Below are 26,085 nucleotides of genomic sequence, written 5' to 3' on the forward strand. Positions count from 1 at the left end.
AATATGTACCGCCGATACACCCAGGCTCGCTCTCATGCTGAGGGTTCACTCCATCAGCATGAGGACCGTGCCCATGAGCACGCCGACCCCTATATCCGCCTCACCGACGCTTCAGGAAATTCGTACGCATCTGCTTGAAATCGACCCTGAGCTGCGCACGCAAACCCAGGAGCCTGTGGCCCTGCCGCCCGAACTGCTGGCGCTGGAAAAACTCAACACCCACCTGATCAGCGCCAACAATGTCCTGCTAAATCGGTCACGCAGTTTGTTTCAGGCATTGGCGCAGGCCGACCTCACCCAGGCGCCAGGCAAGACGTTGCTCGCCCAGCTCAAAACCGACTTGAACACGCACCTGCAAGGCCTCGACGACGTCAGCACGGTGGATGGTCAAGGCCGCAAGAGCTACCTCATCCAAACGGCCGGCCTTGGCGCGCTGGAGCTGCAGGCCACACTGGATGTACGCGATTACCTGCTGGCCCCGGCCGAACAACGCATGGTTGAAGACTGCTCCCGGGGCCCGGACTTTCGGCCGGGGATGTACTCGCTCAACTTCAGTTACCAGGACAACACCGTGGCGTTTGCCGGCGCCTTTGTGCTGACGCGCAAATCCAGCCCGGTCGTGGATAACCTGACGTCGGGAAAAGACCTCGGTCAGGTTCTGTTGTTCACCCCGGACCGAGGCCTGGAGGCGTTCGACTCGCTGGCGCAACTCGACCAGCGACTCAAGGCGACTCTGACGCTGCCGGCCGGCCACGAGGCGTTCTGCCGACACCTGCCGGTGCGTTATCAGGCGCTGGACGTCGACGATATCTGGCCGTTGCAACTGTTGCCGATTGACGGCGAGCCACTGTTCGAACATGCCTGCAACGCGATCATCGACAAGCGCAGCCAGGATATCGAATGGGCATTGAGCCTGATTGAAAACCCGTTGCACGACGCCAAGCTGCTCCAGTCGGCATTGGACAACGCGGTGAAGGCGGCGCTGCCGGACTTGTCATCACGCTTGGCGTTCCGGCGCCAACAGCTACTGGAGCGCAGCGTGTATAACAGCCTGCCGGATTGGTATCGCAACGCGGCGGCGGCGGACCAGGACACCCTGAGTCGTTTTATCCAGGCTTACAATCAGGCCCGCGCAACGTATATCGAGCTGTTGGGGCCTGTCGCTTCGCCCCAGGCCCTGGCGAATTTCCAGTTGACCGAGTATCTGGACGAAGTGCTGGAAATCCACGACCTGGCCCCGTACCAACTGAACATCACCACCCGGCGCAACGTCGCCAATGTCGGCACTTATGAGCAGATACGCAATCTGGTGCAGCTAAGTTATGAAGGGCTGCATACCGGCGACGAGTTGCCTGGCTCTGACTTTCTGACCAATACCACCCTGACTTATGCGGGCACGGCACTGCAAGGCGACCACGCCGTTCTGGATGCGCAGAGCCTGCTCGACATCTTTCGTGAGTCTGGCCTGCAACCCCGCCTGGATTTTGCCGCGCTGCAAAAAGAAATGCAGGTCAAGACTGAATTAAAAAACGCTACTCGCGAGCTGTTTGATCATCGCCTGGTGTTGCTTGCCTTTATCGCCCGTTTGCGAGGCGACCTCAGCCAGGCAGACCATACCTTGTTCGACACGTTACGAGCAGGTACGAACCCGCGCCTGTGCGCACGAACCGTGCTGGTGCATGGCGCGCAACTCAAAGACTTATGGTTGTTGCGCGAAGAGGATGCCACCGGCCAGATTCGGCGTTTGCTGTTATGCACACCGAATTCGCCACGCGAGCGACAGTTCCTGGCGTTCACCAGTGAGCGAGAATGCCAGGCGCACATCATCGGTTGGGCCGATGACAAAACCCGATTAAAGGGCCGGACCATGCGTGACTACCTCTTGGAGCAATGCCCGCTGCGTTTTCGGCCGAAGATGGGTACGTTCCTCGCAGGGTTAGGCTTCACGCCCGACGCGAAGGAGCACGAGGAGGTGACATTCGGCCCTGTGTGCCCCCATACGGTATGCCTGGACGCCATGGTCGTGCATTCGCAGAGCGCAGCGCAGGACGACTACGAATACAGCACCCCGCTATGGTATCGCTCGGCCAAGCCGGAGGATCGAACCCGCTTGACCAGCCTTGCCGAAGAGGCCGCAGCGGCATTGCGCATCTATAACGACCTGCCCGGCTCCGAAGCGAAATTCATTACTTTCAATGCCTATCTGCACGATAAAGCCAAACTCAGCCTGAACACGCTGCTGGGCCGCACTGACAATGATATCGACCCGGATACCGTATACGTTTCGGCACCCTGGCCGCTGCTGGGCGGCAAGCCCAAGCCCATCACCTATACCCGGCTGTACCGGGATGGTTACACCGATAACATTGGGTTCATCGACGCTAAATTCTCCACCTCGGCCACGTTCAGTGGGCCGGCGGGCGTCGACCTGAGCCGCCTGACCGCGCAGAACGTCTCAAGGTCGGTGACCGGTGTATGGATCGGTCAGCGCTACACCGACGAAGTGCGCACCAAATTGCAAAGCGCGAACAGCCCCGGTTACGCCAAACGGCGCGACGCAACCTTGGCGATCAAGCAACTGCAGATGAAACATGAAGCGCTCAATTGCTGCCTGCGCGGCCATATCGCCCGGGCCGACTTGAGCTGGCTGGAGCGTGCCATCGACAGCCTTGGCGACACGACGGTCACGACCCGCTCCACTTATCAGGTACATCGCCTGACGATTGACGGCGATTGGGTGATGGGCAACTACCTGTTCAGCCATGCAGACAACCCGGTTTTGCTCTATACCCCCAACGCCCCCGATGACATCGGCTTTCGTGAGGCGAAGCTGTTCAACTATTGGTTGAAAAAAGTCGACGGCGTGTCGGATTACCTGCAGAGTCGAGTGCCGGTCCAATCCCAGGTACGGATCGGGACGTTTCTGAAGACTGCCCGTGACGGATTGCCCGAAACGATTGACCGCACCACCCCAAGCCCCGCGCGCTATGACACGCCAACCCCGCACACCACCGTGACCGACCCGCGCAACGATCTCTACAACATGGTGTTGCAACGCAAAATCGATGATGTGCTTGCCACCACGGTCAATCGCACGGAAATGATCATGGGGATTCTCTGGACATGCATCGAGCTGGTCACTGCTATCGCCACTGCCCCTTTTCCCGTGCTGAGCCTGGCTCTGGGTGGCTTGCTGGCGTTCAAGGACGCAATGCTCGCCATCAGCGCCTACCAACAGGGTGACATGGGCGGTGCCTTGAAACACTACATCGGCTACCTGGCCAATGTAGGCGGTGCCGTGTTGTTTGACTTTCGCCCAGCCCTTGGCGCATTGCCTGTCAGGCCGGTGACCAACGTGTTAAAGCAGGCCACCTTGATCAAGGATATCGACCCCGGCGTTGTTGCCGGAATGAAACCGGCGCTGTTCGATGGCCAGGAGTTCTGGGTAAAGAACACACCGGACTCTCTGGGGCGGCATGTGCTGTTTCGCCAAGACCCGGTCACCGGGCAGATGCAGTCAACGGCACGCCTGGTCAACCAGAACGCCGATGGCCATTGGGTACGCTCCGGGGTTGCGGGAGGCGGGCGCAAAAAGACCTATACGCTGCTTCACGAGGAGGTTGCCCAGCCACTGGCGCCCTATGAGATTTCATCGGCGCAAGGCAAGTACTTCAGAACCGCGCTCGACCCCAAGTTCAAGGAAAACCTCGCCGGGCATCCGGACACCGCCACTGCACAGGTGGCAATTGAGGGTGCCTATATTGACTTGAAACCTCTGCGCGACAGCTACTCCAAACAGGTGGAACGCCTGACTCAAGATGCGCAGGCGCTGTATGCCTCGCCTCCAACGCGCCCAGCCCGCACCGACTTGCCGGTGCTGGCAGCGGATTCCAACCCGTCTACCGTACTGGCCACCCTGTTCCCACTCAAGAAAGGCCTGATCATCGGCGCATCCAACACCGGCGTGGCTGCTAAGCAGTTGTTGATCGAAGATATGCAAGCCTTGGCAGCGCAAGGGCTAAAGCGTGTGTACATCGAAAACCTGCCGGCGGATGTTTTCCGTAACAAACTCAAGATCATCAACGGCGAAACCAAGGGCAATCTTGCGCATGCCTTGAAGCAGGTCGAGGACCATTTGGCGCGGGTCGACACAAGCCTGGGCTGGGGCGCGGATGCGCCTTTTACCTACCGTAAGCTGATGCTTGAAGCCCACAAGCACAAGGTCGCGATCGACGGCGTGGACGCCTCGAGCTCCTATCATATGGAGCACGTGCTGGAGCTTTCTGACAAAGAACGGTTTGTCCCGCGCAGCAGCCAACTTAGAAACTTCTATTCCCACAAAGCGCTGATGCAAAAAAATCCCGATGACGGCTGGGTTGCGCTGGTTGAACACAATCGCATAGGCAGCACTGACGAGGTGCAGGGCCTGGCCGATTTGCAGAATGTTATCGCCCTGCGCGTGGATGACGTTCCACCTGGCCAGGTAGAGGAGATCGTGGCTGATACATTTTCCACCGCGCAGTCACGGGGGGATTACAGGCTGACAATGGCCACAACCGCCCAAACCTTGCCGACGGCCGGCCCTTCGAAAGCGGTACAGGTCGCCCCACCGCCCTCTCATTACAGCGAGTTTGATCTGCCCGCGTCGTTTAAACCGGACCTGGACGAGATGGTGTATAGCCATAAGGGCTTTGACACACTCTACCCACCTAACGCTGGAGCCCCATACGATTCGGCATTCCAGGCGTTCAAGCAAACACGCAGCCGCTTGGATGAGGCCGCCCAAAACGCTTTCAGCGCTTACACGCCAACGCCCCGCCCGGATTTCGCTGACCTTGCCACGGCTGCCAGTGAGGAGGCGTTTATCAAACAACTGTATACAAAGCTACGCGGGCTCGTCATTGGTGAATCCCATCTTGATGCCTACAGCAAACAGTTTCTGATCAAGTACATGAAGCTGTTGAAGAAGGAGGGCGTCGAGACCTTGTACCTGGAGCACCTGCTCACCGATCTGCATCAGGCAGAGCTGGAGCATTTTTACCGCACGGGCAACATGCCGAAAAACCTGAAACGCTATTTGAGCGTGCAGGACGCCGGCCAGATGCGCGGTTATACCGGCCCCGACACCTACACCAATGTGGTCAAAGCCGCGAACAAGGCGGGCATTCGCGTGCGTGCGCTCGATTGTACGGCCAGCTATCACGTCAAACGCATGTACGGCGACAAGGCCCGCATGCACCTGTTCAACTATTTCGCCAATGAGGTGATCAAGGCTGATCAGTTGGCGCAGGGCCCGCACAAATGGGTAGCGCTCATGGGAGACGCCCACTGCGATATGTACCTGGGTGTCCCGGGCATCGCGCAACTGCAGGATGGGGTCAGCCTGAGGATACGCGATGTTCACCCCAGCCAGGCATTGCCCCTGCAGCGCGCAAGCTGGGAAATCGTCGAGGCGCAGATTGGTTCCCCCGGCACAAAAGCCTTGCGCAGTGACTTCAAGTTGCACGTCGGCATGGCCAGCGTGCACGCACCGTTTCCTAAAACCGCACCGGATCGCGCATGGCTCAGAAGTGTCGGCGATTTTTTCGTCGAGCGACCTTCAGCGACTCAAGCCAATGTGGTCCACCGTTCCAACAGTGGAGAGATCATTTCCACCCCTGTTCAAATTGACGATAAGGGGCAGTTCTTCGTTGCGCGTTGGCCGCAGTTGCAAGAACAGCGTTACCCAACGCTGGAGTTTTTGACTGATGCGCTCAAGAGCAACGTGCAGTTGACTGCCGTTTCCGCCGCGACGCTGCCGAGCGTGCGCCTTAAAAACACCGGTGACTTCTTGATCGAGTATGTTTCATCTACCCAAGCCAATCTGGTCCATCGTTCCAGGAGTGGAGACATTGTTACCACGCCGATAAAAAGTGATGAACTGGGGCAATTGTTTATCGAGCGCTGGCCGCCGTTGAAAGACAAGCGCTATTCATCGATGGAAGGCCTGATTGAGGCACTCAAGCGAGATATGGGGTTGACCGCCATCGCCTGACCGCTTCAACCGGGCAGCCTCGGGTGAAGGGGCTGGCACAATAAATTGTGGGCACTCCACAAGGGGAGCGTAGTCTCATGCCCAGACACCCACGCTTACCCTGCGGAGTTGCCCATGATTACCGTCCACCACCTCAACAATTCGCGCTCCCAGCGCATCCTCTGGCTGCTCGAAGAACTCGGGCTGCCCTACGCGATCGAGCGCTACCAACGCGACCCGAAAACCAACCTGGCGCCACCCGAGCTCAAAGCCATCAACCCCCTGGGCAAATCCCCGGTCATCGAAGACGGCGACCTCGTGCTGATCGAGTCCGCCGCGATCATCGACTACTTGATTCGCCGCCACGGTCAAGGTCGCCTGCAACCTGATCCTGCCACGGCCACCTATGACCAATACGTGCAATGGCTGCACTTTGCCGAAGGCTCGGCCATGCTGCCATTGATGCTCAACCTCTACATTGGCCGTTTGGGCGAGGCCGGTGCGCCGTTGCACCCGCGTATCGAATCGGAGGTGGCCAACTACCTGGGCTATCTCAACAGCGTGCTGGCGGATAAGCCTTACCTGTTAGGTGACGAGCTGAGCGGCGCGGATGTGCAGATGAGCTTTATCGGCGAAATCGCCAAGGCCCAGGGCAAGTTGCAGGCTTATCCGAACCTGGCAGCCTGGGTGCAACGCTTCCAGGCGCGGCCGGCGTATCGCAAGGCGGTGGAGCAGGGCGGCGAGTACGCGTTTGCCAAGTGACGCTAGGCTGGGGGCACGCGTGCCCCCGTAGTCTGCGGTTTATTGACGTTCAAAACGCTTCAACGAAAACGCCGAAAGGTCCAGGTCACTCGACCCACGCATGCACCACTGCGCAAACGCCTCACCCAGCGCCGCCGAATGCTTGAAGCCGTGCCCCGAGCATGGCGACACCACCAGGGTGTGCGGCAGCGTGGGGTGTTCGTCGATGATGAAATCGTGGTCCGGGGTCACGGTGTAGGCACACACCGCGGACTTGACCACCTTGGCCGACACGCCGGTGATACGGCCCTTTACCTGCTGCTCGTACATCTCCCACTCTTGCGCCGCCGAGACCGTGCGGTCCAGCGTTTGCGGCGTGGAGGTGGTGTGATATTGCGCCGTAGCCAGTTTCAGGCTGCCTTCGCCGGGCAACGCCGGGAAACCGTAGTGGGTCTGGCCTTGATCGTGCGTGAGGATATAGGTGGGGGATTTGCCCACCAGGTCGGCCTCAGGCTCCAGCGCGAACCAGAACAGCTGTTGCCGGTAAATACTCAGCAACCGATCAAACGGCGCGCCGAGTAAACCGCCGGCCCAGTTGCCTGCACTCACCACCAACTTGTCGGCCTGCAGCGTGCGCTGGTCGGTGGTCACCGTGACGCCTTGAACATCCGAACTGATGTGCGTCACCGTCTCGCCTTTGTACAGCGTGGCGCCGTGTTGCTCGGCCAGCGTGAGCTGCACATCAATGCAGCGCTCAGGGCGCACAAAGCCGCCGCCGGGCTCGTAGTAGCCGATAGCGCTGTCCGCCACCTGGGCAAACTGCGGGAAACGCTGGCGAATCTGCGTAGCGTTGAGCAACTCATGTTCGATGCCATAGGTTTGTGCCAGGCCTATGGTGCGCAGGGTGAAATCGGTTGCATCGCCGGGGTCGAAGTCGTCACGGGAGGTGAGCACCAGCAACCCCGACTGCTCAAACAGCGCCTCCCCCGACAACGCCTCAAGCTCACGCCAGATAGCGTGGGAACGCCGCACGATGGGCACGTATTGCGCGCCTTCACCTACCGACAGCCGCGTGATACGCGTGTCACCATGGCTGGAGCCCAGCGTGTGGGGCGGGTGATAACGGTCGATACCGGCGACGTTTACACCGGCTTTCGCCAGTTGATACACCGTGGCGGCACCCATGGCACCCAGGCCGATGACCAGCGATTCATAGCGTTCCAAGGTGAGTACTCGCGTATGAGGTGAGGGCGTAGTTGAGGCTAAGGCGCGGGAAAAAACAATGGCGGATCAGGCGGTAGCGTGCACCCCGTTCAGGAAGCCCCACAATCCCCTGTGGGAGCTGGCTTGCCTGCAAGGGCATCAACGCAGTCGACCGGCCCAACCGAGACACCTGCATCGCAGCAGTATCAGGCCAGTCGCGCCCGCCAATCGCCGCCATGCTGGAGGTTGCAGGCTTCTTCGCAATCAAAGCGCACGCAGCGCTCGATTTTCACCGAGGCCACCTCGGCGTCGTGCAACGCCGCAGCCGTCAGTTCGCGCATACGTTGATCCGCCCCGTTTGCCAGGGCCAAATCCTTATTGGCCCGCGTATCGAACACCCAAATCACCCGCAAACTTTGGGGGAACGCGGCGTAATCAACCGTATGAGTCAGCCACTCGAAGCCCGGGATTTCGGCCTTGGCGGTTTCGCAGGCTTGGGTGAGGGTGGCCACCAGGCGGCGTTCGAGGCGGGCGGTGTCGCGTTTGGTTAGGGGCATCAAAAGTCCTGAAATTCAAAAAAAGTCATCACATCATCCGGCCCGTATTCACAGATAAGCCAGTTGTTCCCATCGGTTTGAAGTGAAACGCCTTAGACCTGAATGTCACACCGCGCTTCAACAGCGTGCGCTCAGACAGCGCGTAATGGATGTCGCTGCAACCAATGCAACGCCGTTCAAGCAAACGCAGCCACCATAAACGCCTCCAAGCCTTTCTCCTCCAGAATCTCGATGGAGAAATGCCCAAAACGCTTGGGCAACCAAATAATGCGCGTGCCGGACGGCGACTGCAGATCCGCCAGGCTTAACGGCCGGCCGTTTTCATCCTGCGGCTGCACGCCCTCGGCCATCAACTCGGCATAGGCCACCTCGATATCCGGCGTGGTGTAGCAATGCCGATAAATCATGCCCTCACCGTGCGCATCCAACAGCTCGCGCAAGTTGCCCGCCAACGGCTGCACCAGCATAAAACGCTCCTGGCCCATCAACGCCACCGCATACCGCACATGCAGCCCGCCGCGTTCCCACACCTGGGTGTTGGAGATTTTGGCCTTGAGGATCTTGGCGTAATACGCGCAGGTTTCTTCAAGGCTCTCGACCAGTACGTCGACGTGGCTGAACTTCAGCTCCATTACAGGCCCTCTTGGCGAATGTGGTTTCAGGCGACAGTAGCCGATTTACAACTGTTAACGAATTCAAAGACGCGTTCGATATAGGCTTTGAACAGTCCTAACCCCCTGTTCGCTGAGCCCACAACCATGAAACTGCCCGCCATCGCTGCCGCATTTTTTGTACTCACCACCCTGCAATCACCCTGGGCACAGGCCGCAACGCCCATCACCCACGTCGCCATCTACCGTGGCCCGGCGGGCTGCGATGACTGTTCCGAGAACGTCAAAAACGCCTTGCTGCGGCTCAGCCCCAACTACCAGATCGACTTTGTGGGCGCGGATGAAGCCATCGACATCACCCCGCAAAACCTTGCGCGGTATGACCTCTATGTTCAGCCGGGCGGTGGGCAGGATATTCCGGCTGCGCTCGACAGCTTCGGTGATGCACGCGTGGACGCCATTCGAGAGTACGTGGCCAAGGGCGGGCGCTACCTGGGGTTATGCATGGGCGCTTATCTTGCCGATAACAGCAACTTCGGGTTGATAACCCAGGACCTCGACTCCGAAGCCGGGCGGCCGGGGTTTGAAGTGCGCGGGATTGAAGACGCAGCGGTGCGGGTGGTGTGGGATGGCAAGCCGGACAGTGTGTTCTATCAGGATGGGCCGTACTTTCCCAAGGCTGATGGGCGCGCGCCGTATACGGTGATCGCGACTTATCGCAATGGCGATGTGGCGGCGGCGCGGTATCGGTATGAGAAGGGCGTGGTGGTGCTGAGCGGGCCGCATCCGGAGGCGGGGAAGGAGTGGTTTGAGAATGCGGGGATTGCGGTGAGTGAGATGCCGAAGGGGGAGTTGTTTGGGGTGTTGGTGGGGAGGGTTGGGGAGTAATTTTTGTGTTTATGCTTGTAGGGTGGTTGCTGGTTAAGGAGTGTGGCTTTCGGCCAGTAGCAGGCATTCGCAAGACAGTTTTCGTAAGGCTTCCGTGTCCGCCACAAGTATCGTAAAAGTGGTCAGAAACCACCCCGAATAACCCAGCGTTGGCTGCTCTCGACACGGGCGCAAAGCCGTGAGGACCAAGCCAGAGCTAATTCTGAAACATAGGGGGCAGCACGTAGAGGCCTTTGACCGAGTGAGAGACTATGTCTAGCGATCTCATTCCGCTATCATCCGCTCCAGCTTCTTTTGCTCGCTTCGTTCTCAAGGATCAGAGCATGCCCACGAACAAACGCAAGAGTTTCTCCGAAAACATCAATATCATGTTAGTTGGTGAGGTTTCGGCCAAATGTCCTAAATGTCGAAAGCCCCTAATGTACGAGAAGGCCAAGACATCAAATAAAAAATATGAACTTGCACATATCTATCCACTAAATCCTAAGCCTAAAGAGTTAGGGCTTCTCAAAGATGAATTCAGGCTACACGAAAACGTGGATCACCCGGACAATCTCATCGCTCTTTGCATTCTTTGTCATACTGAATTCGACAATCCACGGACAGTTGATGGTTACAGGGAAATGGTCGCGTTAAAGCAGTCAATCATTGAACGTAACCGTCAGTTCAAGCTCATGGATGAGTACGCCATTGAGAACGAAATTGCGAAAATTATTGATGCGCTTGAAGATGTATCAGATGTGGATGTCGAGCTGAGTCTTGAGCCAAAAGAACTCAGCACGAAGATCAATGACACCATGACGCGTCTAACAAAGAACCGCATCAAGGAAAATGTCAGCAATTATTTTTCTTTCGTGCGTAAAAAGTTACAGCTGGTGGAAGCAGAGTCTCCGGACTCATCGACTATGATTTCTCTTCAAGTAAAAACTTACTATTTGCTACAAAGGAAGCAAACACAGAACCAACAAGTAATATTCAAGAATATCGTAGATTGGATTTGTCATCGCTCTGGTTCTGACTCCAATGAAGCCTCGGAAATTATCGCGTCATTTTTTATTCAAAACTGCGAGATTTTTGAATGATCACGCCAAATAAATTTGTATCATTCGCAGAATCGTCTTTGGGCCATGCAGAAAAGGTGCACGCCTCCGTCGAGCAACCCATATCGCTTGGGGAACTGTACAAAAAAACGTCTTCAAGTATAGGTTCCATCGAGCTGTTTCTCTACGCCATAGAAATCCTACATCTTAGCAATATTCTCCAGGTAAACCTCACGACAGGGATTGTTTCAAGATGCTGACCTATATCGACTGCGAGTGGTTCACTGAAAAGCGCATCGCCTTCAAGGAAAAATTAAACATTGTCGTGGGCGATCGCGCCAACTCCAACTCGATTGGCAAGTCAACACTTCTGAAAATCATCGATTTCGTTTGTGGCGGTGACACGCTGATAACCCATAGCAAAGATGTTCCCGAAACACTGGGGCATCACAGCTACATATTCAAGCTTCAATTAGATAAAGGCTATATTTTTGAAAGAAACACCGGCACCCCTACGCTTCTGCATCTTCATGAATCCGATGGTTCCAAGCTCGAACTTAGCATCTCAGCCTATCTAGGCTTCTTGCGACTTCACTACACCAACAGCATTGAAGACCTGAGTTTCCGATCCGTAGTGTCTATGGTTACGCGAGTTTGGGGGCGTGACAACCTAGACGTAAGGAGGCCTCTCCATAATTTCAACCAGGAAAGCGGGTCCCAGTGCATTGATTGGCTGATTAAAGTTTTCAAACGGTTTAGTCCACTGGCAGACATGTCGATACGGCAGGCCAGTTTGCTAGCTGGGCAAAAGTCCCTCAATGCGGCGGCAAAACAAAGCATCATTCCCAAAATCACCAAGACGAAATACAATAAAAATACTGAAGATATTGCGCTCCAGAAAGGCCGCTTGGACAAAATCAGAACTGAAATCTCCAGCTTGGCGATTTCTATCAATGAGTTGATTGACGAAGCCGTTCTAGAGCAAAAAACTCAAAAAAATCAATTGCTCGAAATAAAGATGTCTATCTCTAGCGAGCTTGAGCGAGTCAGAGCCAATCTTGAGGACAATAAAAATATCTCCAAGCGAAGCTTCCAACCGCTGCTTGAAATCATTCCGTCGCTCAACCTAGAAAAACTAGACAGCATTGAGTCTTTTCATAATGGCTTGACTCGTATACTTCGCAAGGAAATTAAAGCAAAAGAGCAAGAGTTGTCCGAACAGTTAGGAATTGTTGATGCCCAGATTTTCACATGCAACGCAGCCATCGCCAAGGCGTTGAAAAACTCTGGCAACGCTGCTTTTATTGTCGACTCGGTAATTGATATCTCCTTGGAACTTTCCAGCCTTACCAAGGAAAACGAGTTGTATGAAAAATTTACTGATATCAAAAGAATAATCAAAAATCTTAAAGTCAGCCTGAAAGAACAAAAAATAGTCATATTGTCAGATATTGAAGGCAGCCTGAACAAAGACATCAAGGGTTTAGTGAACTTCATCTACGGAGAGGTCCGAGCTTCACCTGAACTTGAACTCATGCCGGAAAAATACAGCTATGAAATACCCAAGGATACCGGCACAGGCAAAGCTTATTCGAACCTAATCCTTCTAGACACCTCGTTGCTAAGGCATACCACTATTCCATTCTTGGTTCACGATTCAATTTTATTTAAAAACGTCGAAAACAAAGCGATTGAAAACATACTTCATGTGTACCAGTCTCTGAGTCAGCAAAGCTTCATTTCGCTCGACGGAGAAATCGTAGAATCAACCTCGGCAAAGACACTCGTCGAATCATGCGCCGTACTGTACCTGAACGCCGAGAAGCTTCTTTACACCGTGGACTGGCGCAAAGAGAAAGACAACAACCCAGTCGACTGACTCAAAAATTGCTCTACATGGCAGTCGCACAACCCTGCTGCCATGAGTCGCAAAGCGTCGCTCCGTCCCCCTATTAAATTGGTCTCCATCGTCCTAGGCTTTGTACGAAAAGCTGGCGAGCGACGTTCAGACAAGTACGCCGCACCGACGTGATAGCTCAGCAATGGAGCGCGTTGACCATCTGTGAGATTTCACCGATTGGATTGTCGCCTCTGGCCGAAACCACCCCCTTTCCACGCTAACCGGTCTACCATGGCACCCCCCGGCAGTGGTCCATGCGCTCCCGATCATTTTTTTATCAAGGTATCGCCATGTCCATCGACCAAATCTCCCTCCCCAAAGGCGTAGGCCCTCACGCCACCAAACTGCTTGACGCCATCACCGGCGCTTCCACCCACGAAGAACTCAACCGCGCTGGCGGCAAAGCCGAAGGGTTTGTACTGGGCCTGGAATCCACCAAAGCCATCAAGAGCCAGATTGCCGAATCCTTGTATGTGGCTTACGACGATGCGGCGAGCAACCGTGCGGGTGAGTTGAAGGGTTAAGCACCCGGCACTACAGGAAGTTGCGCGCGCAGGGCGTTAGACTGGGCGCCTTTTATTGCTCAGGATGAGGCTGCCATGTTCAAAGTTGCTCTCGCGTCGCTGCTGCTGGCGTGTGCCTTCGGCGCTCAAGCTGATACGACTGTTGATGTGTCGAAGATTTACGGCAATATCAAGTTCGTCAGTAGCTTCCCGGACTATAAGGTCAAGGTAGTAAACAGTTTCCCTGACCTTAAGGTAAAACAGGTGAGCAGTTTTCCCGATTCGGCCGGCAAGTGGAAAACAGTCGAGAGCTTCCCTGACTACAAGATCCAGATTGTTGACTCCTTTCCTGACTTCACCATTCAGTACGTTGATTCGTTCCCTGGAGTTAATTGAAGGCAGCGCCATCAGCGGCGCTGCCTTAGGCTATTTATCAGCCAGGGCAAGGCGCCTCACGGTCGAGCAATTTGGCCGTGAGCAGCACGCCCAGTTCGCTTAGTTGGTGGATGGCGAGGGCGATGTCGCGGTGTTTGCCGCACAGGTCTTCGGACAGGTCGAGCAGTAGTGTGCTGACGCTGGTGAAGGTTTCGTAGCTGTTGGTGATGAGGGTTTCGGTGCTGGCGTCGGGGACGACGGTGAAGAGGGTGGTTGAGTCAGTTTTTGCTTGAGTCATAACGATATCCTGGTTTTGGCCGCCATCTTTTCGCTACTAAACGAAAAGGTGGCAGCTGTGCGCAGGTTAGTAGACCGGTGGATATCAAAGCCGGCGCGCCCGAGGACGCCCTACGCACAGCCACCATCAAGCACAGACGCAATGTCTGATTGATGAAGCTCATGCACTTTTCAATACCCAACTCAGGCTACTAAACCCGATCACTGAACATTCAGCGACCGAGCCACCTTAGAGACGGCCACCTCAGCACACAAGCTGGCGGATTCTGACGCACGCGTAGGCAATGGAGCAAGGTGGTGCAGGGCATTACATCATCTGTGGTGAGGGAACTTGCTACCGCTGGACCGGGATGGTGCTCCAGTGCGAGGTGTTCTCACTATTTTGGGGCCGCTGCGCAGCCCAGCGGGAGCAAGCTCCCTCGCCACAGGTGAGCTGTACTGGTCAGTAGGCCTGGTTCACCCCAACCCCACGCATGATCGAAAACCGTGGGTCGATCAGCTTTAGCGTTTGCTCACCCTTCAAGCGGCCCACTACCACGGTGTAGGTTTTGGGCACTTCGGAGAGGTTTTCCGGGTTGCGGGCCAGTTTTTCAATCGCCGGGGTGTTGGCCCAGTCGGCGATGGTTTTCTGGCGGATGTCCACGGTCACCACCCAGGATTTATCCACGGCGGCGCCCATCGGGTTGGGGTTGGCGGCGATGTTCTGGATCTTGGCGATTTCATAGCCTTGGGCGTAGCAAAAGCCGGACTCTTGCTGCACGTAGGCGGCGCGGCCGTTGTCGGTGAGGCTGTAGGTGTTGGCGCTTTTGGCCAGCAGACCGGCGTCGGTCAGCGCATCGAAGGCCGGTTGGTTGGCGCTGGAGGTGCCGCTCATGGCGCTGTCACTCAGGGTCACCGGGAAGCGGTTGAACATCGCCGCCTTGATGCAGGAAGCGCCTTCCAGCTTGGGTTGCATCGCGGCTTGAATGTCGGCGTCCGACGGGCTGTCGCTGCAGGCGGTGAGCAGCAAAGCGGCGGTGGTGATGAGGGCCATTTCTCTGATTCGCATCGTTTTATCCTTGACGATTGGTGGCGGGCGGGCAAAGTGTATAGAAACATTGCTGTCACGAAACCCTCCCCGCCGTCGTGTAGGTTCGGTGACTTGAGCCACCCTGAATACACAAGGAATGCCCACCATGACATTGACCGTCAAAACCCTGCTCGACCTGGCCATGGCCAACCCCATCAACGCCGAAATCACCGCGCGCCTGCCCGACCTTGGTGTGGAGCAGTGCATGCTTACGGCGGGCTGCCTGTTCCAGGCCGTCTGGAACCATCAGTCAAACTTGCCTGCGGCTCAGGGCGTAAAGGACTACGACGTCTTTTACTTCGACACCGATCTGTCCTACGAAGCTGAGGACAAAGTGATCCGCGCCGCCGCGCGGTTGTTTGAGGATTTGGGCGTCAGTGTCGAGGTCAAGAACCAGGCGCGGGTGCATCTTTGGTACGGCGAGCGCTTTGGTCGGCCTTATCCACAGTTGCACTCGGCTAAACAAGGCGTGGACCGTTATCTGGTGGCCGGCACGTGCATCGGGCTGGAGATCGACACGGGCGAGGTGTATGCACCCTATGGGTTAGCGGATGTGGAGCAGGGCGTGTTGCGGATTAACCCGCTGCACCCCGAGCCTGAGTTGTTCGCCGCCAAGGCCCGCAGTTATCAGGCGCGCTGGCCTTGGCTCACGATCGTTTCGCCGGATGATTTGTGAACTTTTACCGGTTGCTGACGCGTCCTATGTTGAAATGAACCCTGAGAGTGGATAGCCCATGATCTTTCTGATTTTCCTCATCGCCTGCGGCGCGGCCGCCAGTACCGGCGTCATTTTCAAGCCCGGCCAGTGGTATGAAAGCCTGGTCAAACCCAGCTTCACCCCACCCAATTGGTTGTTTCCGGTGGCCTGGACGGTTATCTACCTGCTGCTCGCCTGGGCGGGCTATCGCCTGACGATGATTCCCGGCAGCCAATTGGCCTTGGGCTTGTGGGCGGCGCAGATTGCGCTGAACACGCTGTGGACGCCGGTGTTTTTCGGCGCGCATAACATCGTGGCCGGGATGGTGGTGATTGTGCTGCTGTGGCTGGTGGTGGCGGCGTTGGTGGTGATGGCGTTGCGGTTGGACTTGATCACCGGCTTGATCCTGTTCCCGTACCTGGCGTGGCTGAGTGTGGCGGCGGCGTTGAATTTCTCGATTTTGCGTAATAACCGCTGATGGCTCATAAACGCTGGCCCGCGAGCGAGGCTGAGCTGGCCCAGATGCGCCAGTTCAATAAAAAGCTGGCCTGGCTGCCGCGTTTCAAAATCCGCAACCGCGTCACGCCGCGTTTGATCCAGGCCCTGTTGCGGGTCAGCCAAGCGATAAAGAAAGCGCCGGTGGCCGAAACCCGATGGGGCGGCTCGGTGCCCGTGCGCATCCTGCGGCCCGAGGGGAAAACCCAAGGCGTGGTGCTGGATATCCACGGCGGCGGCTGGGTGATCGGCAATGCGCAGATGGATGACGACTTGAACCTGGGCATGGTGCAGGCGTGCAGCGTGGCGGTGGTGTCGGTGGATTACCGGCTGGCGGTGGACACGCCGGTTGAGGGGCTGATAGAGGATTGCCTGAATGCCGCGCGCTGGCTGCTCGGCAGTGATGAGTTTGCCGATTTGCCGGTGTTCGTCGTGGGTGAATCTGCCGGTGGGCATCTGGCGGCGGCAACCTTGCTGGCACTTAAGCAATGGCCTGAATTGCTCAAGCGTGTGAGCGGTGCGGTGTTGTACTACGGCGTATACGACTTGACCGGCACACCGAGCGTGCGCACGGCGGGGCCAGAGACATTGTTGCTGGACGGACCGGGAATGGTTGAAGCGCTGCGCATGCTGACGCCGGGCTTGAGTGATGAAGAACGCCGGCAGCCGCCGTTGTCGCCGTTGTATGGCGACTTCACTGGGCTGCCACCTGCGTTAATGTTTGTAGGGGAGTTGGACCCGCTTAAAGACGACACGCTGCTGATCGCCGAACGCTGGGGCATAGCGGCAGAGGTGCAAGCCCATCTGTTACCGGAATCTGCCCATGGGTTTATTCATTTTCCGGTGGCGATGGCGCAGGCAGTGCTTGCCCATAGCCGCGCGTGGATCACGGCTCACATTAAGGTGCAGGCCGCTCAGGACTAGATGAAACCCCCTTTTTTTCACAGCGTCGGTCATCTCAAGCCTTCTTGTCGTCAGTTACCAAGGGCAGTGCGATGTGCGACTTACACGTGACGCTCAGGCTGGCTATCGTCACCGACCTGCCACTGATTTACCGCGGCGAGTTGGCCTACATCCAATGTTGGGAGCCGGCTCACGAGTCCGCATGGCGGCTGCACTTGGAGCAAAACCTGGCCGTGTGGGTCGAGAATTTTGACCGGCTGACAGTGGCAACGCTGGAGGGGCGGTTTGCGGGTTATTCGTTATGGATGCCCGACGCCGATTCTGCCGAGCTTTGCACCATCAGCGTCAGCGAGGCGTACCGGCGTAAGGGCATAGGTCGTGTGTTGCTGGAAGCTTATGCGGTTGCGGCCAAGCGTAGCGGCTTCACGCAACTGCGCTTGAGCGTGCGGGCGGATAACCCGGCCAGGCTGATGTATGAGCAGGCAGGTTTTGTGTGCGTCGGGACGGGCTCCAATGCCTACCTTCTCTACCAGCGAGCGTGCGGGTAATGAACATTCACGCGGTCACCGCTGCCGATATTCCCCAGGTGCTGACCTTTGTGCTGCAAGCGCGTGCCGAGCTTTTCCCTAAGCTCAGCGAAGCGGCGATGCCTGACGACTTGGCGCAATTTGAATCCACCTACCTTGAGGGCGGCGGGCAATTTCTGATCGCGCGTGCAGATGACCAGATCGTCGCGGCGATCGGCTACTTGCCTTATGACGGCCGTTTCCCTCGATTGAATTACCAGGGGTTTAAAACGGTGGAAGTCGTGCGCCTGTTTGTGCGCCCGGCTTTTCGGCGCTTTGGCCTGGCGGGCAGGTTGTATCGCGCGTTAGAGGCGAAGGCAAAGGCGGATGGGGTGGCGGTGGTTTACCTGCACACCCATCCGTTTTTGCCGGGTGCGATTGATTTTTGGCGGTGGCAGGGCTTTGAGGTCATCGACGTCGACGCCGACCCGGTGTGGCAGACGACGCATATGCAGCGGTATTTATAGATCAAGCCAGCTCCCACAGAGTCAGTTAAATTGGGCGCAATCGCAGGATTTGCGCACCATCAAACGGGTCTGTCAGGTAATGCGCCTGTACCCCGAATGTCTCCTGCAACCGCTGCGGTGTCAGCACTTCCAGCGGCTTGCCCAATGCCACCAGGCAGCCGTGATCCAGTACCGCCAAACGATCACAGGTCAGCGCCTGGTTCAGGTCATGCAGCGCAATCAAGGTGGTCACTGGCAGTGCCTGCACGCCTTTCAAAATCGCCAGCTGATGTTGGATATCCAGGTGATTGGTCGGCTCATCCAGCAACAAGATCTGCGGTCGTTGCGCCAATGCGCGGGCGATGTGCACGCGTTGGCGCTCGCCGCCAGAGAGGCTGCGCCAGGCGCGTTGGCCCAGGTGGGTGGCGTCCACATCATGCAGCGCCTGGCGCACGATGGCATCGTCTTCGGCAGACCACGGGCTCAGTGCCGACAGCCAGGGCGTGCGGCCCAGGGCCACGGCGTCGAAGACGCGGATGGCATCGTCGGTGTCGGCCTGTTGTTCCACCACGGCCAATTGCTGCGCGATGCTACGGCGCGACAGGCTGCCCAGGCGCTGGCCGCCCAGCAACACCTCGCCCGACGCAGGTACACGCAACCCGGCGAGCAGTTTGAGCAAGGTAGATTTGCCCGAGCCATTCGGCCCAACAATGCCCAAGGTTTCACCTGGCTGAACTTCAAGGTGAATATCGCGCAGTAACTGCGCTTCGCGCGCTTTAAAGCCCAGGCCGGTGCAACTGAGTACCGTCATCGCGCATTCCTCCGGCCAATCAGGATCAGCGCAAACACTGGCGCGCCGACCAGCGCCGTGACCACACCGACCGGAATCACCTGGCCCTTGATCAAGGTGCGCGACAGCACATCCGCCGCAATCAGAAACAACGCGCCGCCCAGCGCACTGGCCGGCAGCAAGCGCGAATGCCCGGTGCCCAGCAGCAGGCGCACGGCGTGGGGAATCACCAGCCCGACAAAACCGATGGAGCCGACAATCGACACCATCACCGCCGTCACCAACGCCGCGCAACCGACCAGCACAAACTGCACACGCCGCACCGCAATACCCAGTGAAGCCGCCGAGTCGGTGCCGAAGGTGAACGCATCCAGCGCACGCCGATGCCACAAACACACTGCCAAGCCTGCGACCGCTACCGGCACCGCCAGCCATACCGAGGGCCAGCGCACGCCGCTGAGGTTGCCCAACAGCCAGAACATGATGCCGCGTGCCTGTTCGGAACTGGCGGACTTGGTGATCAGGAACGCGGTGAGGGCATTGAACAGCTGCGAGCCGGCGATGCCGGCGAGGATGATCTGGCCGGTGCCGCTGACTGAGCCGCTGGCCCGTGCCAGCAATATCACCAGCGCAAATGCCGCCATGGCACCGACAAACGCGCCGGCTGACAGCGAGATCAAACCGCCGCCCACGCCCATCAACGCCACTAACACTGCGCCGGTCGAGGCGCCGGCACTGATGCCCAGCAGGTACGGATCGGCCAACGGGTTGCGCAGCAGCGACTGCAAAATCACTCCACAGGTGGCCAGCCCTGCGCCACAGGCGGCGGCGACCAGCGCCCGTGTCAGGCGGTAGTTCCACACCACGCCTTCGTCGATCGGGTCGAGCACGTAACCGGCGGCCCACAGTTTGTTGGCGAGCACCTGCAACACCACCTGCGGTTCGATCGCGGTTTCGCCGATGGCGGTGCCGGCGAGCACGGCCATCAGCAACACGGCGAGGGCGAGTAGGGTACGGGTCATTTGGGCAGGTCGTAGCCGTCGATGGCGCTTGCCAGTTGTTCCAGGCCATCGAACATACGGATGCTGGCCTGCAACGCCAGGGCGTCAATAATGATGATGCGGTTGTTTTTCACCGCGTCCATGTTGCGGGTCACCGGGTCGCTGCGCAGGAAGGCGAGTTTCTTTTCATGGTCGTCGGCGGGGTAGCGGCGGCGGTCCATGCGCGCAATTACCAGGAAGGTCGGGTTGGCCTTGGCGATGGTTTCCCAACCGACGGCAGGCCATTCTTCGTCGGACTGCACCACGTTGCGCAGGCCGAGGGTTTGCAGCATGAATTCGGGAATGCCCTTGTGGCCTGCCACGTACGGGTCGGCAGCCATTTCGCTGCTGGAGAACCACACCAGCGCGCTGGCATGCTTGAGGCCTTTGCCTTGCGCGGTGGCGACCGACTTGGCCAGGCGTGCCTTGAGTTCGTCATTCAACTGTTGGCCGCGCGCTTGCACGTCGAAAATCTCGGCCAACTGGCTGATGCTTTTATAGATCGTGTCGATGCGAAACGGCTCCAGCCGCGTGCCGTCAGCGCCCACCAGGTTGTCCTTGCCTTCGCAGTCGGAGGGCAGCACGTAGGTGGGAATCTTCAGTTCATGGAATTGCTCGCGGGTACCGACCACGCCTTGCGGGCCGACCACCCATTCCAGTTCGGCGGCCACCAGTTGCGGGCGTTTGGCGATCACGGCTTCGAAGCTCGGTTCGTTGTCGGCCAGGCGCGCGATCTTGTCGTTCTGCGCCTTGAACTGCGGCAATACGCTGTTGAACCACAGCGAGGTGCCGACCACTTTGTCCGCAACGCCCAGGGCGTAAAGCATCTCGGTGGCGGCCTGGCCGATGGTCACGCTGCGTGTCGGGGCTTGCTGGAAGGTGACACTGCTGCCGCAGTTTTCGACCGTCAGCGGGTAGTGAGTCGGCGTGGCGTGGGCCAGGGCACAAAAGCCCAGGCCAGTGATCAGGGCCGAAACGCGTAGCAGCATGGGGCAATCTCCGAGTGAACCGTACATGAAAACAGGGCAGGTACGGCTCGGAAACACACCTTTGAACGCTGCAGGTTTGCAGGGCACGGATGTCCTTCCCGGACACCCCGCCGGTTAGTGATAACGCTTTGCCGGCAGGTCTCCTGACTGATGCGTCGTCGCCTCGCTCCGGCCTTCCCGGACGTGGTCCAGTGGCAGTGGGGAGCAGGCTCGGCACCTACAGTTGCGGGGGCAGTTTCGATTGGCGCGATGGTCAGCGCTTCGAATTCCCTATTAGTCCCGTTTGGGAACCGGCGCGGTATGGTAGTTCATCGCGTGGTTCAGTGGGAGCTTGATCAGCAATGGGCTGAAATACGATACTGGCCTAGTGATGTCATTCGCCGCGCCTTTTCGATTCGTCCTTGCTCATGGAGAGCTTATGCCTTTTCGCCACGTCCTCGTTTTGACCCAGCTGTGCACTGTGTTGCTGTTGGGTGGTTGCGCCCAGTCAGTTTCTCCACCGCCACCCGCTGCGTCGGTGCCCCTCGAGCCATTGGGGCAGGTGCTGCCTTCGAACCCGGCGCGAACGGGCTGGATCGACCAGATCATCACGCAAGACCCTGTGGTGATCTCGTCGCAAAAGCCCGTCCTCAAACCGGCGCTGGATAACGACGCGCGCATTGCCAAATTGCGTAAACAAGACGGTGGTGTGCTGCCCGAGGGGTATTGGGCGCTCTACAAGCAGAACCTGGAAGCGATGCAGTACGACTTGAACCACCAGCACGACGCGGCCCGTGCCGAATACCTGAACACCTACCGAGATGAGTTGAGCCGCTTGAGCGACGTGACACTTCAAACCATGGCCACTGCGCCCCAGGCGCTGGATGCCCACACCCGAGGCCAGTTAAGCGCACGCCTGAGTGACCGCACCGCGGCCTATATCACCACCAGCAACCAGTCGTTCCGGGCGGCCACCGATGCCCACATCAACCGCATGGCCTTGATGGATCGCCAATACGATGTCTGCGCACGCCAGCCGGATTGCTGGGATGCGCCGGTCAAGCACTAGCCTCGATACGTCATACACAGGGAGCCGGCAATGAATGCTGATCAATGGATTGTTTTGTTCGAGCAGGCCTTTCGTGAAATGGGCGAGAAACTCGAACAGGTACTGCAATTGAACAGTTGCCGCGAGCACTGGATTCAGGCCGAAATCAGTTTGTATGCCTGGTTCAAGCAGGAGCTCAGCATCTGGACCGATTTGCCGATTGGCGAGCGGCGCAAAGCCGACCTGTATGCCCTGGACGACAGCGGTTCAACAAGCATGGTCGCTGAAATCAAGTGCTTGGGCGACATATCCCAAGCCAAGTGCCTGGAGGGCGACTGGTCGGTAAGGGCTGATGTCGAGCGGTTGCGTTCATTCGAATGCCCGGCCCGGTTGTTTGTGCTGGTGATTGCCAAAGGTGAACGTGAGACCAACACCGGGCGGCGCCTTCGCGGGGATGAGTGGGTGGATGGGCGTGAATGCGTCAATATAGACTTGGGGTTTGCCTTGATCCGCCTGTGGGCGCTCTGACTCAGATGCATGCCTGCCGGGCATAAGTCTTATGCCTGCGACTGGCCTACCGCTCGCCCTCAGGGTTGGGGAATGCTTCGTGGCCAATGCTGCAGGTGAAAAAGGCCTGTGCCGCCACGTCGACAGTCCTACGGGTACAAACATGCAAACAAACCGGGTAACGCGCGAGCAAGTGCTTGAGGCGAGTAAGGGCATGCTGCAAAAGCAGTTCTATGTGGTGTTTTCAACGCCAACCGATGGGCTTGGCCCGGTGATGCAGAACTTGCCGATTCACCTTGAGCATCAATGCAAGATCGAGCGCGACGGTATCCTGGTCGCTGCCGGGCCGCATTGGAGTGACGATGAGCAGTATTGGGATGGCGACGGCATGTTTGTGATTCGTGCAACGTCGATTGAGCATGCCAAGGCCATTGCCGCAGAGGACCCGATGCATCAGTGCGGTGCGCGCAGGTTTTCGATTCGGCCGTGGTTGGTGAATGAGGGGCGGTTGAATTTGAAGGTCGATTTTTCTACCGGCAAGGTCACGGTGGACTAATCCACATACACAGCAGATCCAGGGTGGGAGCTGGCTTGAGTGGGAGCTGGCTTGCCTGCGATTGCAGCGTGTCAGCCAAGGATTTGTCACTGATGCACCGCTATCGCAGGCAAGCCCGCTCCCACAGTTGAAGGGGTGTTGCCGGGTTTATTTGTGACCCAGCCACACCGTCTGCGCATTGCAGAATTCACGCACATCCACAAACACCGAAGATCAACGGTGGGAGCCGGCTTGGGTGGGAGCGGGCTTGCTCGCGAATGCAGTCTGCCAGTCGACAAATTTGCCAACTGACACACCGCCTTCGCGAGCAAGCCCGCTCCCACAGTTGAAGGATGTTGCCTGGTTTATTTGCGATCCAGCCACACGGTCTGTGCGTTGCAGAATTCACGCACACCAAAGTGCGACAGTTCGCGGCCGAAGCCACTCTTTTTCACCCCACCGAACGCTACGCGCGGGTCGGACACGCTGAATGCGTTGACGAAGATACCGCCGGTTTCCAGTTGGTTGGCGATCTCCCGTGCTTTTGCCGAGTCGGTGGTGAAGATGCTCGCCGTCAGGCCAAATTCGCTGTCATTGGCCAGCGCTACCGCGTGGTCGGCATCGCGGGCGGTAATGATCGAGGCCACGGGGCCAAACAGTTCCTGTTTGAACGAGGTCATCTGGTCGGTGACATTGGCCAGTACGGTCGGCTCGTAGTAGTTGCCAGCGCCGGCGACTTTATTGCCACCGAGCAGCAAAGTCGCGCCTTCTTCCAGGGTGGCCTGGACTTGCCCGTGCAGCTCATCACGCAGGTCGAAACGCGCCATCGGGCCGACGTAGGTGTCGGTCGACGTCGGGTCGCCCATCACCAGGTTGCGGCTGGCTTCGAGGAACTTGGCGGTGAAGGCTTCCACCACGCCTGCTTCGATGATCAGGCGCTTGGCGGCGGCGCAGACTTGGCCGCTGTTCTGGAAACGCCCGATCACGGCCGCTTGAACGGCGGCGTCGAGGTCGGCGTCGTTGAGCACGATAAACGGGTCGGAGCCGCCCAGCTCCAGCACGCATTTTTTCAGCGCAGCACCGGCTTGGGAGCCGATGGCGATACCGGCACGCACGCTGCCGGTGAGGGTGACGGCGGCGATGCGTGGGTCGGCGATGGCCTTGGACACGCCGTCGTTGGTCACGTTGACCACTTCAAAAATGCCTTCGGCAAAACCGGCTTTCTGGAACGCTTGCTGGATCAGGTAGGCGCTGCCCATCACATTCGGCGCGTGTTTGAGCACGTATGTGTTGCCGGCCAGCAAGGTCGGCACGGCGCCGCGCAGCACTTGCCATACCGGGAAGTTCCATGGCATCACGGCGAAGATCGGGCCCAGCGGGCGATATTCGATCTGCGCGCTGCCGTTATCCACCAGGGTCGGCTCCGGTGCGAGCATGGCCGGGCCTTGGGCGGCGTACCACTCGCTGAGCTGTGCACATTTTTCGATTTCGGCGCGGGCCTGGGCGATGGGTTTGCCCATTTCCAGGGTGATCATTTGGGCCATGTCTTCGGCTTGCTCGCGCAATGCACCGGCCAGGGCCAGCAGCAACTCTGCACGCTGGCTCACCGGCTGGCGGCGCCAGGTGCGGAAAGCTGCGGTGGCGCGGTTGAGGGCGGCGTCCAGTTGCGCCTCGGTTTCGTAGGGGTAGCTGGCGACCGTTTCACCGTTGGCGGGGTTGATCGACAAGGCGTGGGTTTGGTGAGTAATAGCGTTCATGGCACCGTCCGGCTGAATGAGTGGAATGGGGTCAGCCTACGGGGGTGCATGTTTTCTGGAAACTGAATAATATTAAGTGATGCGTTCTCGAATTGAGAATGGATGTTGGATTTTGGACGCGGAGCGTCCCTGGCGGCATTCCCACGCAGAGCGTGGGAACGATCATGTTCGCGATTGGAGAATGATTTGGATTTGGTGCAGCTGGAAATCTTCAAGGCCGTTGCCGAGCAAGGCAGCATCAGCGCCGCCGCGCAGTTGATTCATCGCGTGCCGTCGAACCTGACCACGCGTATCAAGCAGCTGGAGCAGGATTTGGGCGTGGAGTTGTTTATCCGTGAGAAAAGCCGCTTGCGCCTGTCGCCAGCCGGGTGGAATTTCCTCGGTTATGCGCGGCGCATTCTTGATTTGGTGCAGGAAGCCCGCGCCACCGTGGCGGGGGAGGAACCTCAGGGCGCGTTTGCGCTTGGCTCGCTGGAGAGCACGGCGGCGGTGCGCATCCCGGCGCTGTTGGCGGCCTATAACCAGAAACACACCAAGGTCGAGCTGGACCTGAGTACCGGGCCGTCGGGCACGATGATCGAGGGCGTGTTGTCCGGGCGCCTGGCGGCGGCGTTTGTCGATGGGCCGGTGCTGCATGCGACGCTGGAGGGCGTGGCGGTGTTTGAGGAGGAGATGGTGGTGATTGCGCCGCTGCACCATGCGCCGATCACGCGGGGCCAGGATGTGGCAGGGGAGAGCATCTACACCTTTCGCTCCAATTGCTCGTATCGCCATCACTTTGAGCGTTGGTTTTCACAGGATGGCGCGGTGCCGGGCAAGATCTTCGAGATGGAGTCGTACCACGGCATGCTCGCCTGCGTCAGCGCCGGGGCCGGCCTGGCGTTGATGCCGCGCAGCATGCTGGAGAGCATGCCGGGGTTTACGACGGTGAGTGTGTGGCCGTTGACGGACTCGTTCCGCCTCCTCAATACCTGGCTGATCTGGCGCCGGGGCACGGTGTCGCAGAGTTTGAACAACCCTGAGCTGCGCGCCCAATGGGAAGCGGAACTTGCCGAAATGCGCCTGCGCATCCGCGGCATGCGCGAGCAGATGGTCGCCGAACTGGCCAAGGCTGCGCCAGGTCACGACTTCAGCTT

At 58.2% G+C, this 26,085-nt stretch carries 26 protein-coding genes and 1 riboswitch; of the genes, 17 read left to right on the forward strand and 9 right to left on the reverse strand.

Features of this window, described 5'->3' with window-relative positions; translation table 11 throughout:
- Positions 1-73 precede the first annotated feature (73 nt).
- Together ACTD9P_RS19490 and ACTD9P_RS19495 are read left to right on the forward strand one after the other, a co-directional pair.
- Positions 74-6,034 (forward strand): dermonecrotic toxin domain-containing protein, encoded by a 5,961-nt coding sequence (locus ACTD9P_RS19490; RefSeq protein WP_438868975.1) that lies wholly within the window; start codon positions 74-76, stop codon positions 6,032-6,034.
- 114 nt (positions 6,035-6,148) lie between these two features.
- Positions 6,149-6,775: a glutathione S-transferase family protein gene (locus tag ACTD9P_RS19495; RefSeq protein WP_438868976.1), complete on the forward strand. Its 627-nt coding sequence runs from the start codon at positions 6,149-6,151 to the stop codon at positions 6,773-6,775.
- 39 nt (positions 6,776-6,814) lie between these two features.
- Here the strand turns inward: ACTD9P_RS19495 and solA are convergent, their stop codons facing one another.
- From solA to ACTD9P_RS19510, 3 genes are all read right to left on the reverse strand, one after another.
- Positions 6,815-7,978, reverse strand: a complete 1,164-nt coding sequence (solA, locus tag ACTD9P_RS19500) for an N-methyl-L-tryptophan oxidase (RefSeq protein ID WP_438868977.1) — start codon at positions 7,976-7,978, stop codon at positions 6,815-6,817.
- A 185-nt stretch (positions 7,979-8,163) separates the two neighbouring features.
- A complete protein-coding gene (locus tag ACTD9P_RS19505; protein WP_438868978.1) occupies positions 8,164-8,514 on the reverse strand; it encodes a hypothetical protein in 351 nt (116 codons plus the stop codon).
- A 176-nt stretch (positions 8,515-8,690) separates the two neighbouring features.
- Complete coding sequence (locus ACTD9P_RS19510; RefSeq protein WP_438868979.1) at positions 8,691-9,146, reverse strand: VOC family protein; 456 nt, start codon at positions 9,144-9,146, stop codon at positions 8,691-8,693.
- A 126-nt stretch (positions 9,147-9,272) separates the two neighbouring features.
- Here ACTD9P_RS19510 and ACTD9P_RS19515 point away from each other — a divergent pair, with 126 nt between their 5' ends.
- The 6 genes from ACTD9P_RS19515 (at position 9,273) to ACTD9P_RS19540 (ending at position 13,852) form a co-directional block, all read left to right on the forward strand.
- Complete coding sequence (locus ACTD9P_RS19515; protein ID WP_438868980.1) at positions 9,273-10,013, forward strand: BPL-N domain-containing protein; 741 nt, start codon at positions 9,273-9,275, stop codon at positions 10,011-10,013.
- 251 nt (positions 10,014-10,264) lie between these two features.
- Complete coding sequence (locus tag ACTD9P_RS19520) at positions 10,265-11,095, forward strand: ABC-three component system protein (RefSeq protein ID WP_438868981.1); 831 nt, start codon at positions 10,265-10,267, stop codon at positions 11,093-11,095.
- Positions 11,092-11,313 (forward strand): ABC-three component system middle component 7, encoded by a 222-nt coding sequence (locus tag ACTD9P_RS19525; RefSeq protein ID WP_438868982.1) that lies wholly within the window; start codon positions 11,092-11,094, stop codon positions 11,311-11,313. The genes ACTD9P_RS19520 and ACTD9P_RS19525 overlap by 4 nt, the downstream gene beginning before the upstream one ends.
- A complete protein-coding gene (locus tag ACTD9P_RS19530; RefSeq protein ID WP_438868983.1) occupies positions 11,307-12,932 on the forward strand; it encodes a DUF2326 domain-containing protein in 1,626 nt (541 codons plus the stop codon). The genes ACTD9P_RS19525 and ACTD9P_RS19530 overlap by 7 nt, the downstream gene beginning before the upstream one ends.
- Positions 12,933-13,243: 311 nt before the next feature.
- Positions 13,244-13,477 (forward strand): hypothetical protein, encoded by a 234-nt coding sequence (locus tag ACTD9P_RS19535; protein ID WP_236448038.1) that lies wholly within the window; start codon positions 13,244-13,246, stop codon positions 13,475-13,477.
- A 75-nt stretch (positions 13,478-13,552) separates the two neighbouring features.
- Positions 13,553-13,852 (forward strand): 7(1) septoil knot domain-containing protein, encoded by a 300-nt coding sequence (locus ACTD9P_RS19540; protein WP_017136894.1) that lies wholly within the window; start codon positions 13,553-13,555, stop codon positions 13,850-13,852.
- Between the two features lie 37 nt (positions 13,853-13,889).
- Here the strand turns inward: ACTD9P_RS19540 and ACTD9P_RS19545 are convergent, their stop codons facing one another.
- Both ACTD9P_RS19545 and ACTD9P_RS19550 read right to left on the reverse strand, forming a co-directional pair.
- Complete coding sequence (locus ACTD9P_RS19545; protein ID WP_122528559.1) at positions 13,890-14,129, reverse strand: DUF6124 family protein; 240 nt, start codon at positions 14,127-14,129, stop codon at positions 13,890-13,892.
- Between the two features lie 441 nt (positions 14,130-14,570).
- A complete protein-coding gene (locus tag ACTD9P_RS19550; RefSeq protein ID WP_438868984.1) occupies positions 14,571-15,176 on the reverse strand; it encodes an SEN1982 family lipoprotein in 606 nt (201 codons plus the stop codon).
- Positions 15,177-15,303: 127 nt separating this feature from the next.
- Here ACTD9P_RS19550 and ACTD9P_RS19555 point away from each other — a divergent pair, with 127 nt between their 5' ends.
- From ACTD9P_RS19555 to ACTD9P_RS19575, 5 genes are all read left to right on the forward strand, one after another.
- Positions 15,304-15,873: a nucleotidyltransferase family protein gene (locus tag ACTD9P_RS19555; protein ID WP_438868985.1), complete on the forward strand. Its 570-nt coding sequence runs from the start codon at positions 15,304-15,306 to the stop codon at positions 15,871-15,873.
- Between the two features lie 58 nt (positions 15,874-15,931).
- On the forward strand, positions 15,932-16,372 hold the full coding sequence (gene tspO / locus ACTD9P_RS19560) for a tryptophan-rich sensory protein TspO (RefSeq protein WP_200431385.1): 441 nt from the start codon (positions 15,932-15,934) through the stop codon (positions 16,370-16,372).
- Positions 16,372-17,313, forward strand: coding sequence for an alpha/beta hydrolase (locus ACTD9P_RS19565; protein ID WP_438868986.1), 942 nt, complete (start codon positions 16,372-16,374; stop codon positions 17,311-17,313). The genes tspO and ACTD9P_RS19565 overlap by 1 nt, the downstream gene beginning before the upstream one ends.
- Positions 17,314-17,384: 71 nt before the next feature.
- Positions 17,385-17,840 (forward strand): GNAT family N-acetyltransferase, encoded by a 456-nt coding sequence (locus ACTD9P_RS19570; RefSeq protein WP_438868987.1) that lies wholly within the window; start codon positions 17,385-17,387, stop codon positions 17,838-17,840.
- Positions 17,840-18,325, forward strand: a complete 486-nt coding sequence (locus ACTD9P_RS19575) for a GNAT family N-acetyltransferase (RefSeq protein ID WP_438868988.1) — start codon at positions 17,840-17,842, stop codon at positions 18,323-18,325. Before ACTD9P_RS19570 ends, ACTD9P_RS19575 begins: the two co-directional genes overlap by 1 nt.
- Before the next feature lie 25 nt (positions 18,326-18,350).
- On the opposite strand, the gene ACTD9P_RS19580 is transcribed toward ACTD9P_RS19575, so the two are convergent.
- From ACTD9P_RS19580 to ACTD9P_RS19590, 3 genes are read right to left on the reverse strand one after another with little or no spacing between them, the layout of a single operon-like run.
- Positions 18,351-19,115 carry an ABC transporter ATP-binding protein gene (locus tag ACTD9P_RS19580; protein ID WP_438868989.1) on the reverse strand — a complete coding sequence of 255 codons (765 nt, stop codon included), beginning with the start codon at positions 19,113-19,115 and terminating at the stop codon, positions 18,351-18,353.
- Positions 19,112-20,116 carry a FecCD family ABC transporter permease gene (locus ACTD9P_RS19585; protein WP_438868990.1) on the reverse strand — a complete coding sequence of 335 codons (1,005 nt, stop codon included), beginning with the start codon at positions 20,114-20,116 and terminating at the stop codon, positions 19,112-19,114. The genes ACTD9P_RS19580 and ACTD9P_RS19585 overlap by 4 nt, the downstream gene beginning before the upstream one ends.
- Positions 20,113-21,123 (reverse strand): ABC transporter substrate-binding protein, encoded by a 1,011-nt coding sequence (locus ACTD9P_RS19590; RefSeq protein ID WP_438868991.1) that lies wholly within the window; start codon positions 21,121-21,123, stop codon positions 20,113-20,115. Before ACTD9P_RS19590 ends, ACTD9P_RS19585 begins: the two co-directional genes overlap by 4 nt.
- A 116-nt stretch (positions 21,124-21,239) precedes the next feature.
- Positions 21,240-21,433, reverse strand: a riboswitch (cobalamin riboswitch).
- A 108-nt stretch (positions 21,434-21,541) separates the two neighbouring features.
- Here ACTD9P_RS19590 and ACTD9P_RS19595 point away from each other — a divergent pair.
- From ACTD9P_RS19595 to ACTD9P_RS19605, 3 genes are all read left to right on the forward strand, one after another.
- Complete coding sequence (locus tag ACTD9P_RS19595) at positions 21,542-22,171, forward strand: hypothetical protein (protein ID WP_438868992.1); 630 nt, start codon at positions 21,542-21,544, stop codon at positions 22,169-22,171.
- Positions 22,172-22,201: 30 nt separating this feature from the next.
- Positions 22,202-22,678, forward strand: coding sequence for a hypothetical protein (locus ACTD9P_RS19600; RefSeq protein ID WP_438868993.1), 477 nt, complete (start codon positions 22,202-22,204; stop codon positions 22,676-22,678).
- A gap of 142 nt (positions 22,679-22,820) precedes the next feature.
- The gene (locus ACTD9P_RS19605) at positions 22,821-23,213 is read left to right on the forward strand and encodes a YciI family protein (protein ID WP_200431395.1); all 393 of its coding nucleotides are present in this window, start codon (positions 22,821-22,823) and stop codon (positions 23,211-23,213) included.
- A 344-nt stretch (positions 23,214-23,557) separates the two neighbouring features.
- On the opposite strand, the gene ACTD9P_RS19610 is transcribed toward ACTD9P_RS19605, so the two are convergent.
- Positions 23,558-24,949 (reverse strand): aldehyde dehydrogenase family protein, encoded by a 1,392-nt coding sequence (locus tag ACTD9P_RS19610; protein WP_438868994.1) that lies wholly within the window; start codon positions 24,947-24,949, stop codon positions 23,558-23,560.
- A gap of 186 nt (positions 24,950-25,135) precedes the next feature.
- On the opposite strand from ACTD9P_RS19610, the gene ptrR reads away from it, so the two are divergent.
- On the forward strand, positions 25,136-26,085 hold a 950-nt coding region (gene ptrR, locus ACTD9P_RS19615; protein WP_438868995.1), incomplete at its 3' end, for a putrescine utilization regulator PtrR.

Source organism: Pseudomonas onubensis, assembly GCF_965653655.1.
Classification (GTDB): Bacteria; Pseudomonadota; Gammaproteobacteria; order Pseudomonadales; family Pseudomonadaceae; genus Aquipseudomonas.

Coding starts and splice junctions, on each gene's coding strand:
- ACTD9P_RS19575 (WP_438868988.1), top strand. CDS start 17,840: ATGAACATTCACGCGGTCACCGCTGCCGATATTCCCCAGGTGCTGACC.
- ACTD9P_RS19585 (WP_438868990.1), bottom strand. CDS start 20,116: ATGACCCGTACCCTACTCGCCCTCGCCGTGTTGCTGATGGCCGTGCTC.
- ACTD9P_RS19600 (WP_438868993.1), top strand. CDS start 22,202: ATGAATGCTGATCAATGGATTGTTTTGTTCGAGCAGGCCTTTCGTGAA.
- ACTD9P_RS19510 (WP_438868979.1), bottom strand. CDS start 9,146: ATGGAGCTGAAGTTCAGCCACGTCGACGTACTGGTCGAGAGCCTTGAA.
- ACTD9P_RS19525 (WP_438868982.1), top strand. CDS start 11,092: ATGATCACGCCAAATAAATTTGTATCATTCGCAGAATCGTCTTTGGGC.
- ACTD9P_RS19530 (WP_438868983.1), top strand. CDS start 11,307: ATGCTGACCTATATCGACTGCGAGTGGTTCACTGAAAAGCGCATCGCC.
- ACTD9P_RS19605 (WP_200431395.1), top strand. CDS start 22,821: ATGCAAACAAACCGGGTAACGCGCGAGCAAGTGCTTGAGGCGAGTAAG.
- ACTD9P_RS19555 (WP_438868985.1), top strand. CDS start 15,304: ATGACATTGACCGTCAAAACCCTGCTCGACCTGGCCATGGCCAACCCC.
- ACTD9P_RS19495 (WP_438868976.1), top strand. CDS start 6,149: ATGATTACCGTCCACCACCTCAACAATTCGCGCTCCCAGCGCATCCTC.
- ACTD9P_RS19540 (WP_017136894.1), top strand. CDS start 13,553: ATGTTCAAAGTTGCTCTCGCGTCGCTGCTGCTGGCGTGTGCCTTCGGC.
- ACTD9P_RS19580 (WP_438868989.1), bottom strand. CDS start 19,115: ATGACGGTACTCAGTTGCACCGGCCTGGGCTTTAAAGCGCGCGAAGCG.
- ACTD9P_RS19610 (WP_438868994.1), bottom strand. CDS start 24,949: ATGAACGCTATTACTCACCAAACCCACGCCTTGTCGATCAACCCCGCC.
- ACTD9P_RS19590 (WP_438868991.1), bottom strand. CDS start 21,123: ATGCTGCTACGCGTTTCGGCCCTGATCACTGGCCTGGGCTTTTGTGCC.
- ACTD9P_RS19565 (WP_438868986.1), top strand. CDS start 16,372: ATGGCTCATAAACGCTGGCCCGCGAGCGAGGCTGAGCTGGCCCAGATG.
- ACTD9P_RS19505 (WP_438868978.1), bottom strand. CDS start 8,514: ATGCCCCTAACCAAACGCGACACCGCCCGCCTCGAACGCCGCCTGGTG.
- ACTD9P_RS19490 (WP_438868975.1), top strand. CDS start 74: ATGAGCACGCCGACCCCTATATCCGCCTCACCGACGCTTCAGGAAATT.
- ACTD9P_RS19570 (WP_438868987.1), top strand. CDS start 17,385: ATGTGCGACTTACACGTGACGCTCAGGCTGGCTATCGTCACCGACCTG.
- ACTD9P_RS19595 (WP_438868992.1), top strand. CDS start 21,542: ATGCCTTTTCGCCACGTCCTCGTTTTGACCCAGCTGTGCACTGTGTTG.
- ACTD9P_RS19520 (WP_438868981.1), top strand. CDS start 10,265: ATGTCTAGCGATCTCATTCCGCTATCATCCGCTCCAGCTTCTTTTGCT.
- tspO (WP_200431385.1), top strand. CDS start 15,932: ATGATCTTTCTGATTTTCCTCATCGCCTGCGGCGCGGCCGCCAGTACC.
- ACTD9P_RS19515 (WP_438868980.1), top strand. CDS start 9,273: ATGAAACTGCCCGCCATCGCTGCCGCATTTTTTGTACTCACCACCCTG.
- ACTD9P_RS19545 (WP_122528559.1), bottom strand. CDS start 14,129: ATGACTCAAGCAAAAACTGACTCAACCACCCTCTTCACCGTCGTCCCC.
- ACTD9P_RS19550 (WP_438868984.1), bottom strand. CDS start 15,176: ATGCGAATCAGAGAAATGGCCCTCATCACCACCGCCGCTTTGCTGCTC.
- ACTD9P_RS19535 (WP_236448038.1), top strand. CDS start 13,244: ATGTCCATCGACCAAATCTCCCTCCCCAAAGGCGTAGGCCCTCACGCC.